Raw genomic sequence first — 14,965 nt, 5'->3', positions numbered from 1 at the left:
AAAAGAAAATAATGAGAAAGAAAATTGTTGCCGGAAACTGGAAAATGAACAACGACCTTGCCGAAACACAGACCCTGATAAGCGATCTAAAAAAAAGTATGCCGGCCACCGATGCCGAGGTAAAAATAGCACCTACTTTTACAAACTTGTACCCAGCATACGAAGCTTTAAAAGAAAATGCCATTGAAGTAGTGGCCCAAAACATGCACCAAGCAGAAAACGGGGCCTATACAGGAGAAATCTCTGCGGCCATGTTAAAAAGTGTAGGCATAAAAACAGTTATTTTAGGGCATTCCGAGCGCAGGGCTTATTTTGGTGAAGACGATGCCTTGCTGGCCAAAAAGGTAGATGCAGCCATTAAAAATAATATGGATGTAATTTTTTGTTTTGGAGAGGAACTGGAAGACAGGAAGGCCGACAAACATTTTAATTTGGTTGAAAGTCAGTTAAAAAATGCGTTGTTCCATCTTGACACCAATGCATGGAAGCACATTGTTTTGGCATACGAGCCAGTTTGGGCAATTGGTACCGGAGAAACAGCCAGTCCGGAGCAAGCTCAGGAAATGCACGAATTTATTAGAAATACAATTGCGGCAAAGTACAGTCAATCGCTGGCAGACGAGGTTCCAATTTTGTACGGCGGAAGCGTAAAGCCAAACAATGCCAAAGAAATTTTCTCTAAACCCGATGTCGATGGCGGACTAATTGGCGGTGCTTCTTTAAAGGCCGAAGATTTTGTGGCAATCGTAAAGGCAATTTAAAAATATAAAATACACATATACCATTGCCTTTCTGTAAAACTATATGGAAGGGCAATTTTTTTACCATTACCAAAATGGATCAAATATATCTGGAATATACATTTACCGTCAATCCCGCCGAGCCGGGAAACGAAATATTAATAGCCGAGCTAGGCTATGCCGGTTTTGAAAGTTTTGTTGAAAATGAAGAAGGGGTAGTGGCATATATTCAAAAAAAAGAGTGGACACCAGATGTCTTGGAAACGGTTGAAATAATTAAAAATGAATCTTTTAAGGTTAATTTTACCTACAAAGAGATAGCGCAACAAAATTGGAATGCCGAGTGGGAGAAGAACTTTCATCCTATTGAAGTAGATGGATTGTGCACCGTAAGAGCCCCGTTTCACGAAAAACCATCAACCAAATACGATATCATTATCGAGCCCAAAATGAGTTTTGGGACCGGGCACCATGAAACCACGCACATGATGATTCAATTTCTGTTAAAAAACAACCTTCAAGGAAAAAAAGTGCTGGATATGGGCTGTGGCACGGGCGTGTTGGCAATCCTGGCCGAAAAAGAAGGCGCAACAAACATAGATGCCATTGATATAGATAGATGGTGTTTTGAAAACGCGGTCGAAAATATAACCCGGAACAATTGTGAGCATATAAAAGTATATGAAGGCGATGCTTCATTGCTAAATAATAAAAACTACGATGTAATTATTGCCAATATCAATAGGAACATTCTTTTAGAGGATATCCCAATTTACATTTCCTGTTTAAATAATGATGGAATATTGCTGTTAAGTGGCTTTTATAAAGATGATATTCCTAAAATAAAGGACCGATGCGAGCAATTTTCGTTAAAATTTGTTGAAAATCTGGAAAAGAATCATTGGGTTGCCGTAAAATTTATAAATTAGTACAAAATACTGAATATGAGTACAAAGGAAAGAATTTCAGAAGAATTATTACTTGAGGAAGAAGTGGTAAAACAGAGTGAAATCATTCTTTATAATGACGATGTGAACACTTTTGATTATGTTATAGATATGCTCATCAATACCTGTGAGCATACCCCCGAACAAGCAGAACAATGTTCTATTATTGTACATTATAAAGGAAAGTGTACAGTTAAGACCGGTGAATACGACGATTTAAAACCGCGTTGTTCCAAACTACTTCAGGCCGGGCTTAGTGCAGAAATTGTATAATTCATTCTTTTTACAAATGCTTTCTTTCAAGGCTATGGCCTAGTTATTGCTTTTATTGGTGTCGATCCCAATAATTTTGTACAGCGGGCTAAACCTAAATAGGCTGGTAAGTAAAATTGCTATGGCAAAAAGTAGTAAAGCTACGCCAATAAAACCGCTAATTATTTGGTAATAAAACAATACAGCAATTATAAAGGCAATAACAACCCTGACCAATTTGTCTTTTTGACCCATATTTTTCTTCAAAACAACATTTTTTATAAAAATACAGTTTTACGGTATTTAAAAAAAGCAAACCTAAAGATTAACTAACTGTTGCGCAATTTTTTCTGATAATTGAAATGATGAAAGATCGTAAGTTGTGGAATTGTTGTTAAAATAATTAATAAGCTCCCGTGCCTTTAGAAGCATTTTTTCTTTTGGCCCTTTGTTGCTTTGGATAAGGCTGTCATAATATAAAAGTTCGGCCAAGTATTTTATCGATTCAAGATGTTCGTTGTTTTTAGCATTAAAAAAATCAATTAGCACATCTATTTCATTGTCCAGGAAAAAATTAACATCCTTACCCAACATGTTATATGCATTTGCTATATCGGTACTTGGATCTTCTATATTTGTGCCAACCTTTTTTTTAATTTTTTGGAGGGCTTCAAATAAGTCGTTTAAAAACCTTAAAAGATAATCTTTTCTAAGCATTTCTATAGTTTTTTGCCCTTTTTACGAGTTCGGACAGGCAAAGTTCGTTTTAGGGATCTGGGTGTTTTTTAAGGCTCCAAACCCCCCTTTTATATCCACTAAATCTTTATAGCCCCGGGCCCTTAATATGGAGGCAGCAATTGCAGAACGATACCCGCCGGCACAATGAATGTAATACTTTTCGGTTTTATCCAATTGCCCCATGTTATCGTTTATAAAATCCAAAGGAAAACTATCGGCTGTTTGCAGGTGTTCGGCCTCAAATTCCCCCGGCTTTCTCACATCCAATATTTCTATGGTGTTATTGTATTCGTTTTCAAAAGCATCGGCAGTAATAGATTGTATGGTATCTGTTTCTTTTCCTGCTTTTTTCCAATTTTCCAGTCCGCCTTCCAAATAACCCAAAGTATTATCGTACCCAACCCTAGACAAGCGTGTTACGGCCTCGGTAGACTTTCCATCCGGCACCACCAGCAAAATAGGCTGTTTTAAGTCTTTTATCAAAGCGCCTACCCACGGTGCAAAAGAACCGTTCAGGCCTATAAAGATAGAATTGGGAATGTGCTCGTTTAAAAACTCGTCTTGATTTCTTACATCCAGTACAAGTGCACCTTCTTGATTGGCAATAGCTTCAAATTCGTCAGGGGTAAGTGGGGCATTTCCCTTTTTTAGTACTGTTTCAAAAGTTTCATACCCTTCTTTATTTAAAAGTGCATTTTTAGAAAAATATTGCGGCGGCGGCATAATGCCATCCAACACTTCTTCTATAAATTCTTCTTTGGTCATATCGCTTCGAAGCGCATAATTTGTTTTCTTTTGGTTGCCCAAGGTATCCACGGTTTCCTTGCTCAAGTTCTTTCCGCAGGCAGATCCGGCTCCATGAGCGGGGTAAACAATAATATGGTCTTCCAAGGGCATAATTTTATTTCTCAAAGAATCAAAGAGCATTGCTGCCAGGTCTTCTTTGGTAACATCTTGTTTTATGGCCAGGTCGGGCCTTCCTACATCTCCCAAAAAAAGAGTGTCTCCCGTAAACAATGCCTTGTTGTTTCCATCTTCATCAATTAAAAGATACGTGGTAGACTCCAATGTGTGCCCGGGGGTATGGAGTGCCTTTATGGTCAGCTTTCCAATTTTAAATTCTTCGTTGTCCTCTGCCTGGTAAATATCATATGTTGTTTTGGCATTTGGGCCAAAAACAATGGTTGCTCCTGTTTTTTCGGCTAAATCAACATGTCCAGAAACAAAATCGGCATGGAAATGTGTTTCAAAAACATATTTAATTTTGGCTTCTCCTTTTTCTGCACGGTCTATGTAAGGAGCCGTTTCCCGCAATGGGTCAATAATGGCAGCTTCTCCTTCAGATTCTATATAATAAGCACCTTGGGCAAGGCATCCGGTGTATATTTGTTCTATTTTCATCACTTTGTTTTTTAGGCTCCCTCCTCAAACTTTAATTATGTCAAAGATACAAAAGCTCTTTGTTTTCAAATACGATAAAAATCATAATATAAATGTAACGATGCAAAATAAGCACAATCGGGCATAAAACTTTTTATTAAGTATAAATGGCCTTCAGCTGGTATTTAAAGGGAGTTTGGTGTAAAAAAGTTAACATCTATTGTTTTTGTTTAACCCAGCAAGGTTCTCAAAACCTTGTAGGTATTTTAAAACCGAAATACAGACCTACAAGGTCATAAAAAAGACCTTGCAGGAGTTTGTCAAGGTCAACTCGCTGTAAATCAGTGAGTAATATATGTAGCCATATAAAGCCTATAGAAATAAGGGCGCCCATAAACAGTATTGGAGCACATTCAAATAGCATTGGAGCATGTTCATTTAGTATTGGAAGATGTTCAATTGGTATTAGAGCACATTCAATTAGCATTGGAGCACATTCAATTAGCGTTGGAGCATGTTCAAAAAGTATTGGAGCACGTTCAATTAGTATTGAAGCACAATAAATAGCTGTTTTAGCAGCAATGTTATCATTTATCAATTATCCAATTATCAATTAATAATCAACTATCTCCCTAATCCCTTTTCCCTTATCACTATTAAAGATTTTAAGTTTTAAATTACTCAATTAAATACCGTATGTTGCTCCCGACAAATATTTTTTATACCTTGTATAAGTGCAAAAACCAATACATATACCACATACCTCATAAACTGCCAATAATATGAAAACATTATTCGAAAAATTGAAGCTGGAGAATCAAAAAGAAATCTTGATCCTCAACGAACCCGAAGGTTTTGCCGAGCAATTGGCCAATTTGGTAGATATAGACATTTACCAGTCGCTCATTCAGGTAAACAAAATGGAATTTGCTTTGGTTTTTGTAAATACCATTAAAGAACTGGAAGGCCAAATGCAAACCCTGCACCCCAAACTTAAGGACGATGTAGTACTGTGGGTTGCCCACCCCAGAAAAAAATCAGAAAAACTCACTACCGACATCACCGACGATTACGACTGGGCCCCATTGGTAAAAAACCGCTACGAACAAGTAAAAATATTAAAAATAAACCCCGACTGGGAAGCTGTACGCTTTAGGCGGGCAGAATATATAAAATAGATTGCTCTATAAAAATTCGTTACATTTGATAAATGAACCCGATTGAAAACCATATCGATAATATAAAGAAGTTATGCGCCAGTTACCATGTGGAAAAAATGTACCTTTTTGGCTCGGTTTTAAATGCGGATTTCAACACAAAAAGCGATATCGATTTTTTGGTAAAGTTCAAGCCCATAGATTTAGCACAATACTTCGACAATTATATAGATTTTAAAGAAAATTTAAAAAAACTATTAGGTAGGGAAATCGATTTGATTGAAGAGCAAACCCTCAAAAATCCAATCTTAATTAATTCCATCAACAGAAACAAAGAATTAATTTATGGATGAAAGGATTCTTAAATGGTTATACGACGTTAAAATGGCAATTGATGAAATTGAAGGATATTTCAAAAAAACAAACAAAGATTTCCATACTTACAAAGAAAACTTAATGTTAAAAAGGGCCATTGAAAGAAATTTAGAAATTATTGGAGAGGCTTTAAACAGAATTATAAAATATGATGCTTCTTATGCAGATCATATTACGCATGCAAAATCTATTGTTGGCTTAAGAAACCATATTATTCATGTTTACGACAATATTTCTGATGAAAACATTTGGTCGATTTTAATAAATCACCTCCCAAAATTAAAAAAAGAAGTCAATGCCTTAATCATAAAAAAATAAAAAAACACCATATACATAAACCAATATGCTACATCCATGGCACTTTTACTTAATGGCCGTTATTTATATAATTACCGGAACATTGCACTTTGTAAAACCAAATACATACGTGTCCATAATGCCGCTTTACATTCCGTACAAAAAAGTAATGGTATATGTTAGTGGCCTAGCCGAAATACTGTTGGGGATATTATTGTTTACCAACCTGAAAAACATTGCCCTTTGGGGAATTATAATAATGCTTTTGGCATTTATCCCTGTGCATATTTACATGCTACAGGACAAGAAGTTTGAAAAAGTAGCTCCAAAATGGATGTTAATATTGCGCGTACCATTACAATTTGCACTAATGTTCTGGGCATATTGGTATATCAATACATAAAGATATTTTATGCCGGAGCCATTAAAAAGCATTAAAAAAATGGACTTCGGTAAAAATTTGGCATAAAAAAAAGGGAGTCTAACCTCTCCCTTTTCCAACTTTAAAATCTAATGTAAGATTACAAGCTAACTGTTTTGTAAAAAGTATTTCCTTTGTGTGTTACTTCAAATCTGTAAACTCCGTTTACATTAGAGAAGTCAAATCTTTTTCCTAAGCTTTTTTCCCCTTTTAATACTTCTTCGTGAATTAGTTGATTGGTAGTCTCGTTGTAAATTTTAACATCTACCGGAGATTCGTCAATACTCAACATGTTTACACTCAACAAATTGTTGTCTTTTCTAAAATAAGGTTTGTAAATAGTTGTTGTTTTTCCTCTTTTTACAACAGTTTCGTTTTCAGAAAGTACAACAGGCACCTTTTCTATTTTAGTTTCGCTTTCTACCACGAAATAATAAGTTCCCGTTGGTAAATTTTTAAAGTTATAACGCTTTACGTTTGTTGGTAACTCTTTATACTTATAATTATAAAGCACCTCGCCTCTTGCGTCAACAAAAGAGATTGCCAAAGGCTGGTTTGTTTTCTCAATAAACAGGTCAACAGTTCTGTTATCGTCCTTTTTTACCGAAAGGTAAAAATCGTTGGCTCTTGCCATGGCTAAAGTCATTACACTTAGTATAACAACCAGCATACTGTTTTTAATTGTTTTTTTCATCTTCTTGCAATTTTTAATAGTTAGACATTTATTTTAACTACATTACAAAGATAGGTGCAACATGGCAGGTACACTACGTCAGGATTTTCAAGTTTATGCACTATTTTAACACAACATGCATGTTAATTTAAAGTAAAGGATAAAATAGCACATATTTATGGTAATATTTTGTATCTTGCACCCCGATAGAACATGTATATTTATTAAGTTGTATTATAAAAAAACATTATGCTATGAGTATTAAAAAGCCTGCATTAGAAGTAATTAACCCAACCTTCGGCAGTTCTTTTTCTTTCATTAAATACGATGAGAACCAAAACCAGAACACATCGTATTGGCATTACCATCCGGAAATAGAGCTTGTATATGTAAAAGGAGGTGCCGGGAAAAGGCAAATTGGGAGCCATATCTCTTATTATACTGAAGGAGACCTTATTTTAATTGGTTCCAATCTTCCTCATTGTGGATTTACCGATAAGTTTACGGGAAACGAAAATGAGGTGGTTATACAAATGTTGCCCGATTTTTTGGGTGCCGAACTTATGTCTAAACCCGAAATGAACAACATTAGTTTGTTGTTTAAGCGCTGCAAGGGCGGACTTGCCTTTAACGGAAGAACAAAAGAAATAATCGGGACCCGCATCGAGGCCCTGGAAAAGATGAACAGTTTTGAACGGTTGCTGGGCTTTTTGTCTATTTTAAACGAGCTTCAGTTATCCGAAGATTACCAGATTTTAAATGCCGAAGGCTTTTCCATGCAAGCCGATGTTCAGGACAACGACAGGATCAATATTGTTTTTAATTATGTGAAGACACATTTTCAGCAACAAATTACTTTAGAAGAAATTGCCAATATTTCTGGCATGACGGTCCCTTCTTTTTGCCGTTATTTTAAACAGATTACGGGAAAGACATTTACACATTTTGTTAATGAATACAGATTGGTGCACGCCTCTAAACTGCTTGCCGAAAAACCCATTGGTATTACCGAAATATGCTTTGAAAGTGGTTTCAACAATTTTTCGTACTTCAATAAATCCTTTAAAAAATTTACGGGAAAATCTCCTTCTCAATACCGAAACGAGCTTAAAACGGTAATTGAAGATTAAAACTTCATGAAAAAAGAAAAGGCCGCACTTTAGGGAACATGCGGCCTTCTCAAACTAACCAACTTAAAAAATAATCAAACAAATCTTTGTAATTACCTATTCATTTAAAAAAGTAGAGCCGAACCATAACGGTTTAGGGCACGTTTACGAACGGCTCTACAAACTAACCAACCAAAAATTATGAAAAATCTTATACAAGAATCATTCATATAAATAGGTAAAATGTATATTTTAATGAACGTTTTATCTTTACTTCCAATTACAGGACAAAGTTACCATAGATACAAGGGTTACCACTTGTAAAAAACAATAAAAAAATTTCCTTTTCTCATTATAGTAAATTGATTTACAGACTGTAAACCATAAAAAAAGGCCATGCTTTAGGGAACGCACGGCCTTTTCTAACTAACCAACTTAAAAAATAATCAAACAAACTTTTTATATGCAATTAACCGTATTTTAAAAAAAGGGCCGCGTGCAGGTTTGGGGACAATGCTTGGGGGAAATTGCGGCCCTTAAATACTAACCAATAAAAAATACAATCAATGAAAAATCTTTAACTACACTATTTATTGTTTAAAATAGTAGAACCGCACTTGCGTTTTAGGGCACGACCATGTACGGCTCTACAAACTAACCAACCAAAAAAAATTATGAAAAATCTCACATAATTATGATTTACATAAATAGGTAAAATGTATATTTTAATGAACGTTTTATCTTTACTTCCAATTACAGGACAAAGTTACCGCAGATATAAGGCTTACAACTTGTAAAAAACAATAAAAAAATTTCTATTTTTGAAGTAACCAACTGATTTTTAAATAATAAAACATGAAGACAGGTGCCTTTCACGAAGGTTTTCTACTGGTAGAAGAAGTGATTAACAAACGGAGTCCTTCTAACTACAGGCACAACTATTTCCAAATCCTTTACATTAAATATGGTAAGGGTATTATTACAATTAATGAAATAGAAGTTTTATATAATGAAGGAAGTATTTTTTTAATTGCTCCCGAAGACGATTATTATATCAATCCAAACAGCCAGACCTGTTACACTGCTTTTAAGTTTACCGAAATCCTGTTCTCAAGTAAGTCCAGTTTACCAGACAGAGAGCATTGGCTGCACAACATAGAGCACATATTGCACAACCCCAACATTATGCCCAGGGAATGCCAGCTTAGCCATGATGACAGAAAAAGGTTATGGAGAATCCATGATTTTATAATAGACGAATACAAGAGTAAGGACGAGTTTTACTGGAGCATTATTACCAATGCCATTACAACCACTTTGAGCATTTTGGCCAGAAGCATTATTAAAACGTACAACCCCAATGACGTTAAGCCAACTCTGAACCTAAAAAAAACAGACCAGATACTCTCGTACATCCGGACACATGTATACGAACCCGAACTGGTAAAAATAGAGCACTTGGCTGCCAAATTCAATATGTCTCCCGCCAATATTGTAGCGCTTTTTAAAAAAGAAACCGGGGAAAGTATAAGGCAATATATTATTAACTATAAATTAATGCTTGTAAAATACCGGCTAAAAAACACGAATTATACCATTTCTGAAATTAGTTACGAACTGGGCTTTACCGATGAGAGCCACTTAACAAAGTCTTTTAAAAAACGTTTTAATAAAACTCCAAAAGAATACAGAAAGGAACTTGTCGAGCATTCTTAAATTTAAAAAACACCTTTACCGCAAAGTTGTTTATCTTCAAAAAGGGTTTAAAAAATATCGTTTAAAACCTTGGCCAAACGCAGCCCGCCTTTTTCAAGTTGTGCCCTTACGGTATCGAAATAATCGTACATATACCTATACCCCAATTTCTCTCCGGTATTTGCCGATGCATATACTTTTTTGGCCAATTCCTGCGATTCTTCGACCCAGTCTAAAATACTTCCTTCGGCAATGGACTTTTCTTGTGTTTTGGAATACACCGGCAAGTTGTTGGCCAGTTCTGTGTAACTCATTCCGTAAAAATCAATCATATCGCTATCCCAAACACGGTGCAAGTTACTGCCCTCGTTAAACCAGCGCACCTGTATATCGTTTCCACCTTTATCTTCGCCCCTGCCCACATGTAACGGCTGGTGAAGATCGCCCATAAAGTGAACCAATAATTTTAAATAAAAGACTTTGTCTTCCTTTTTGGCATTATCATCTTTTAAAACCGCAATGCATTTATCAATGCCAATAATTATATCTCCATATTCGCTGGGAGTTTCTTCGCCATATGCTTTATCAAAAGGAAAGTTTACATAATGCCAGGCACTATACTCTTTGTATTTTGGGTCAGATTTTATATCGTCGCCATAATTAGATACCAAGGCCAAGCTTTGTCCGTCCAGCAATTTCATTATTTTTCGTTTTGTGCTGTTTTTTAAATGCTGCTCTGCAACTTCACCCACAACACGGTGCCCGGTTTTGCCCCAAAATGGGGCATTTGCCGATAATTGCTGAAAAAACAATAGCGAGAAAACCAATAAATAGCGCATAGGTTTGATTTTTCTTCAAAAATAAAATTCTTAAATCTATTTTGGTGTTAAATAAAGCATCTATTTATATTATTGTTCTTTTATAGAATTTCAATAACTCTTTCTTACCTTTACGCATAATTGCTTTATATGCTGTTTAAAGTATTCACCCCCTTAAAATTTACAACTTTTAATCGCTATTTGTGAACTAAAGATTAAAACAAAACGTATAAAGTATAAAAGACATCAAATGAAGTTTAAACATACCGCCCTTTTTGCGGTAACTTTTTTCTTTTTAAACGCCGGGACTGCCCAAATTCCCGAAAATGTAAAAAAAGAAATACAATATCGTATCGACAACCATATCAACCCATCCATTGCAGTAGGCGTATTGGATTCGTCTGGGGTATATTATTATGTTAAAGGTTACAAAGACCTCGAAAACAAGATAAAGGCAGACGAAAACACCCTTTATGAAATAGGTTCGATCACCAAAACCTTTACTTCCTTGTTGCTGGCAAAATATGCTGTGGACAGTATTATTTCCATTGATGATGAAGCCAATGAGTTTTTGCCCGATTCTATTGATTTAACCGATAAAAAAGGGGTTTCCGTGACCCTTAAAAACCTTTCTACGCATTCGAGCGGCCTACCAAGAATTCCAAACAATATAAATGTTATGGATCAAATGAATCCATATGCCAATTATACCCGGTCGGACATGTTTTCTTTTTTAAGTCATTATATCCCCAGAAATGTTGGGAAAAAGTTTGAATACTCCAATCTTGGGGCCGGACTTTTGGGCGAAATCCTATCCATTAGCCAAAACGATACTTATCAAAACTTGGTGAAAAAGAAAATTTTGACGCCATTAAACTTAAAAAATACATATTTTAAAGTTCCCGAAAGCCAAAAAGGAAATTATGCAAAGGGATACCTTTCCCAGAAAGAAGTGCCACATTGGAAATTTCAGGCCATGGCGGCTGCGGGCGGCATAAGGAGCACCATAAAAGACCTTGTTAAATACGGAGAGAGCTATTTAAAAAACGATAGTCCGCTATACAAAGCCCAAGAATACACAAAAACCGTTCACTTTAAAGATCAAGAGGGCCAATTGCACGGACTTGCTTGGTTTATCAATCCGGAGGGAATTATTTTTCACGGTGGAGGTACAGGCGGATTTAGGACTTTTATTGCTATTGATGGCAAACATGGAAAAGTGGTCGCCATTATGACGAATTCCGGTTCCAGCCCTGCTGAGGACATTGCAGAATATTTAATGGACCCGGATAAAAATCCGTTGGATTTTGCCAAAGAAGAAATGCCTATTACTGCCGAAGAACTTATGGATTTTGAAGGGAATTATATAAACGATGGCTTAAACATGACATATAATTTTTCTCTAGTTGAAGATGCCCTGCATGCCCAACTTAATAATCAACCGGAATTCCCTGTGTATTATCAAGGAGAATCTACCTTCTTCTATAAAATTGTTAAAGCCAAAATTGTTTTTGAACGCGATGAAAGCAACACGGTCGTGGGCTTAACACTCTACCAAAACGGACAAGAAATACCCTTTATAAAAACAAACCCCTAAACTATTTCAATGTACAAAATAATTTTTAGCGATATAGACGGAACGCTATTGGGCCCAAAAAGAGAACTTACAAAACCTACCATAAAAGAAATACAAAAATTAAAAAATAAAATCCCCTTTATACTTGTATCTTCCAGAATGCCAAGGCAAATGTATCATTTACAAGAAGAATTAGATGTTCTGGAACTGCCCTTAATTGCTTTCAACGGAGCTTATGTGGTTCAAAAGAAAAAAGTAATACATTCTACCGAAATCCCCGTAGGCATCATAGAAAAATTGGTTAACGAAAACGAAAAAAACGGTTCGGATAAAATTCATATAAGTCTTTTTAATGCAGACGATTGGTATGTAGACAGTATGGATTACTGGGCATTAAGAGAAGAAACAAACACCAAGACGTCTCCAGAAGTTAAAACAAACAAAGATGTTGTTTCCCTATGGAAATCAAAAGAAAAAGGCGCCCATAAAATTATGTGCATGGGCGATAAAGATAAAATTGATGCAATTTACACCTATCTTGAAGAAAACTACGGTGCTGTTTTGCACCTGTACAGATCTAAAGAAACCTATATTGAGATAGCCAATAAAGAAGTTTCAAAGCTTACCGGGATCAACAAACTGCTAAATTGTTGCTATCCCGATTTTACACTGGAAGAAACAGTGGCCTTTGGCGATAATTATAACGATGTGGAGATGATTGCCGCCGTTGGTTGTGGCGTGGCAGTTGCCAATGCAAGGAAAGAAGTGCTATCTGTGGCAAAAGCCGTTACAGAACACCACAAAGAAGATGGCGTTGCCATTTACCTGAAAAAGTTATTTAATAGTTAAAATTGGTAACTAATTTAAAATATTAAGGTCTTATACAGAAATTTGAAGAAAATAAGAATATGAAGAAATTAATTTTTACACTGCTTGCCGCTTCTATCGTGGCCTGTACCCCAAAAGTAAACGATCTTGCAACCAGCATGCCCATAGAAACCAATATAGACTTGGTAAATGTAAAGAACGATATGGTACATGTTTCGGTAGACCCGGGAAGGTTCACTGCCGAAAGCATTAATTTTTATATCCCAAAAACCGTTCCCGGAACATACAGCAATAATGATTATGGGCAGTTTATAGAAAACCTCACCGCTTACGATTACAACAACAAACCATTACAGGCCACCAGTGTGGACGTAAATACGTGGAAAATAGACAATGCTACACAATTAGACCGGATTGAATACGACGTAAATGATTCTTTTGATACCGAAGGCGAAGTAGAAGACCCCGTTTTTTCCCCGGCAGGGAGCAATATCGAGGCCAATAAGGACTTCTTTTTAAACCTTCATATGTTTGTAGGGTATTTCGATAATTTAAAAGAACAATCCTATTTGTTGCATTTTAAGCATCCAAGTGGTTTTGAAGCTTCCACGTCGCTACATAAAGCTACCACCAAAACACAAGAAGCAAATACCGACACTTTTCTTGCCAACCGCTATTTTGAGGTAACCGATAACCCGATAATGTACTCCAAACCAGATTCCCAAACTTTTTCGGTAAACGATATTGAAGTAACCTTGTCGGTCTATTCTCCTAATAAAGTTTATTCTGCCGTAAGCATTAAAAACGAAATGGAAAAAATGATGAAGGCCCAAAAAACATTTTTAGGGGACATCAATTCAACAAAAACCTATAACATCCTATTGTTTTTAGGCGCTATGGAAAAAGGCGACCCAACAGGTTTTGGAGCGTTAGAGCATCACACGAGCACCACCGTTGTATTGCCCGAAACCATGCCCAAGGAAGATATGGTAAAAACCATGACAGATGTTGTTTCGCACGAGTTTTTCCACATTGTAACCCCATTAACGGTTCATTCGGAAGAAATTCAATATTTTGACTACAACAACCCAAAAATGTCCGAACATTTATGGATGTACGAAGGTGTTACCGAATATTTTGCCAACCTGTTCCAAATAAATCAAGGACTTATTGACGAACAAGATTTTTACGACAGGATTGCCACGAAAATTCAAAACTCAAAGCGTTACAACGATAGTTTGTCATTTACAAAAATGAGCAAAAATGTATTGGTAGAACCCTACAAAGACCAATATGCCAATGTATACGAAAAAGGCGCCCTTATCGGGATGTGCCTCGACATTATTATCCGCGAGGAAAGCAATGGCGAGAAAGGAATTTTATGGTTAATGAAACAACTTTCAAGGGAATATGGAATGGACAAGTCTTTTAAAGATGATGAATTATTCGATAAAATAGTTTCGCTTACCTACCCCGAGGTTAGAACTTTCTTCAATACCTATGTTATTGGTGACACTCCTATTCCTTATGATGAATTTTTAAACAAGGCAGGGTTAACATTCCATACCGAAGAAAAAGAAACAGGTTTTTTCTTAAACGGGCAAATCCCTTATATAGATGTAAATCCGCAAAACAATGAAATATTTGTAAGAAAAACAGCCCTTAATAGCTCCATGAAAGCATTGGGACTTAAAAGCGGGGATATCATCAAATCGGTTAACGGTACAGAATTTACAATGGAAAACATAAGAAACGTTATAATTGGCTCTATGTCATGGCAGCCCGAAACCGATATCAACATGGTTATAAATAGAGATGGAGAGGAGTTGACCCTTAAAGGAAAGGTAGGCTCCCCTAGCATTGAAGTGGACAAAATAACAAAAATGGAAACCACGACCCCCCAACAAGATACTTTACGTGAAGCCTGGTTAAAAGGGTAATAAAAACATATATAACTTA

General features: G+C 36.0%; 18 protein-coding genes. 13 read left to right on the top strand and 5 right to left on the bottom strand.

Going from position 1 to position 14,965, the window contains the following annotated elements; translation table 11 throughout:
• The first annotated feature begins 11 nt into the window (after window positions 1–11).
• The 3 genes from tpiA (at window position 12) to UXI14_RS10880 (ending at window position 1,960) form a co-directional block, all read left to right on the top strand.
• Window positions 12–761: a triose-phosphate isomerase gene (gene tpiA, locus UXI14_RS10890; protein WP_335966164.1), complete on the top strand. Its 750-nt coding sequence runs from the start codon at window positions 12–14 to the stop codon at window positions 759–761.
• A gap of 74 nt (window positions 762–835) precedes the next feature.
• The gene (prmA, locus tag UXI14_RS10885) at window positions 836–1,669 is read left to right on the top strand and encodes a 50S ribosomal protein L11 methyltransferase (RefSeq protein WP_335966163.1); all 834 of its coding nucleotides are present in this window, start codon (window positions 836–838) and stop codon (window positions 1,667–1,669) included.
• Window positions 1,670–1,684: 15 nt separating this feature from the next.
• Window positions 1,685–1,960 (top strand): ATP-dependent Clp protease adaptor ClpS, encoded by a 276-nt coding sequence (locus UXI14_RS10880; protein ID WP_335966162.1) that lies wholly within the window; start codon window positions 1,685–1,687, stop codon window positions 1,958–1,960.
• A 39-nt stretch (window positions 1,961–1,999) separates the two neighbouring features.
• Here the strand turns inward: UXI14_RS10880 and UXI14_RS10875 are convergent, their stop codons facing one another.
• Genes UXI14_RS10875 through UXI14_RS10865 form a run of 3 tightly spaced genes read right to left on the bottom strand, consistent with a single transcriptional unit; the run spans window position 2,000 to window position 4,078 of the window.
• Window positions 2,000–2,206, bottom strand: a complete 207-nt coding sequence (locus UXI14_RS10875) for a DUF2892 domain-containing protein (protein WP_335966161.1) — start codon at window positions 2,204–2,206, stop codon at window positions 2,000–2,002.
• Between the two features lie 51 nt (window positions 2,207–2,257).
• Window positions 2,258–2,656: a hypothetical protein gene (locus UXI14_RS10870; protein WP_335966160.1), complete on the bottom strand. Its 399-nt coding sequence runs from the start codon at window positions 2,654–2,656 to the stop codon at window positions 2,258–2,260.
• Between the two features lie 21 nt (window positions 2,657–2,677).
• Window positions 2,678–4,078 (bottom strand): MBL fold metallo-hydrolase, encoded by a 1,401-nt coding sequence (locus UXI14_RS10865; RefSeq protein ID WP_335966159.1) that lies wholly within the window; start codon window positions 4,076–4,078, stop codon window positions 2,678–2,680.
• Between the two features lie 381 nt (window positions 4,079–4,459).
• Between UXI14_RS10865 and UXI14_RS10860 the strand changes: the two genes are divergently transcribed.
• The 5 genes from UXI14_RS10860 (at window position 4,460) to UXI14_RS10840 (ending at window position 6,289) form a co-directional block, all read left to right on the top strand.
• Window positions 4,460–4,624, top strand: coding sequence for a hypothetical protein (locus UXI14_RS10860; RefSeq protein ID WP_335966158.1), 165 nt, complete (start codon window positions 4,460–4,462; stop codon window positions 4,622–4,624).
• A 215-nt stretch (window positions 4,625–4,839) separates the two neighbouring features.
• Window positions 4,840–5,235: a hypothetical protein gene (locus tag UXI14_RS10855; protein ID WP_277900985.1), complete on the top strand. Its 396-nt coding sequence runs from the start codon at window positions 4,840–4,842 to the stop codon at window positions 5,233–5,235.
• 32 nt (window positions 5,236–5,267) lie between these two features.
• Window positions 5,268–5,567: a nucleotidyltransferase domain-containing protein gene (locus tag UXI14_RS10850; protein ID WP_335966157.1), complete on the top strand. Its 300-nt coding sequence runs from the start codon at window positions 5,268–5,270 to the stop codon at window positions 5,565–5,567.
• A complete protein-coding gene (locus tag UXI14_RS10845) occupies window positions 5,560–5,907 on the top strand; it encodes a HepT-like ribonuclease domain-containing protein (protein ID WP_277900987.1) in 348 nt (115 codons plus the stop codon). Before UXI14_RS10850 ends, UXI14_RS10845 begins: the two co-directional genes overlap by 8 nt.
• 25 nt (window positions 5,908–5,932) lie before the next feature.
• Window positions 5,933–6,289, top strand: coding sequence for a MauE/DoxX family redox-associated membrane protein (locus UXI14_RS10840; protein ID WP_335966156.1), 357 nt, complete (start codon window positions 5,933–5,935; stop codon window positions 6,287–6,289).
• 118 nt (window positions 6,290–6,407) lie between these two features.
• On the opposite strand, the gene UXI14_RS10835 is transcribed toward UXI14_RS10840, so the two are convergent.
• A complete protein-coding gene (locus UXI14_RS10835) occupies window positions 6,408–7,001 on the bottom strand; it encodes a DUF3244 domain-containing protein (protein ID WP_277900989.1) in 594 nt (197 codons plus the stop codon).
• 233 nt (window positions 7,002–7,234) lie between these two features.
• Here UXI14_RS10835 and UXI14_RS10830 point away from each other — a divergent pair, with 233 nt between their 5' ends.
• Both UXI14_RS10830 and UXI14_RS10825 read left to right on the top strand, forming a co-directional pair.
• Entirely contained in the window at window positions 7,235–8,110 is an 876-nt protein-coding gene (locus tag UXI14_RS10830) for an AraC family transcriptional regulator (RefSeq protein WP_335966155.1), read from the top strand.
• An 834-nt stretch (window positions 8,111–8,944) separates the two neighbouring features.
• Window positions 8,945–9,805 carry an AraC family transcriptional regulator gene (locus tag UXI14_RS10825; RefSeq protein WP_335966154.1) on the top strand — a complete coding sequence of 287 codons (861 nt, stop codon included), beginning with the start codon at window positions 8,945–8,947 and terminating at the stop codon, window positions 9,803–9,805.
• 47 nt (window positions 9,806–9,852) lie between these two features.
• Here UXI14_RS10825 and UXI14_RS10820 read toward each other — a convergent pair whose 3' ends face one another.
• Complete coding sequence (locus UXI14_RS10820) at window positions 9,853–10,623, bottom strand: S1/P1 nuclease (protein ID WP_277900992.1); 771 nt, start codon at window positions 10,621–10,623, stop codon at window positions 9,853–9,855.
• Between the two features lie 229 nt (window positions 10,624–10,852).
• On the opposite strand from UXI14_RS10820, the gene UXI14_RS10815 reads away from it, so the two are divergent.
• Genes UXI14_RS10815 through UXI14_RS10805 form a run of 3 tightly spaced genes read left to right on the top strand, consistent with a single transcriptional unit; the run spans window position 10,853 to window position 14,946 of the window.
• Window positions 10,853–12,199, top strand: a complete 1,347-nt coding sequence (locus UXI14_RS10815; RefSeq protein ID WP_335966153.1) for a serine hydrolase domain-containing protein — start codon at window positions 10,853–10,855, stop codon at window positions 12,197–12,199.
• A gap of 9 nt (window positions 12,200–12,208) precedes the next feature.
• Window positions 12,209–13,027: an HAD family hydrolase gene (locus tag UXI14_RS10810; RefSeq protein WP_335966152.1), complete on the top strand. Its 819-nt coding sequence runs from the start codon at window positions 12,209–12,211 to the stop codon at window positions 13,025–13,027.
• A gap of 59 nt (window positions 13,028–13,086) precedes the next feature.
• Complete coding sequence (locus UXI14_RS10805; protein ID WP_335966151.1) at window positions 13,087–14,946, top strand: peptidase M61; 1,860 nt, start codon at window positions 13,087–13,089, stop codon at window positions 14,944–14,946.
• Window positions 14,947–14,965 lie beyond the last annotated feature (19 nt).

It is taken from the genome of Galbibacter sp. PAP.153 (assembly GCF_037029175.1).
Classification (GTDB): Bacteria; Bacteroidota; Bacteroidia; order Flavobacteriales; family Flavobacteriaceae; genus Galbibacter; species Galbibacter pacificus.
Note: the sequence above shows the minus strand (reverse complement) of the source record. Positions and strands in the feature narration are given on the sequence as shown.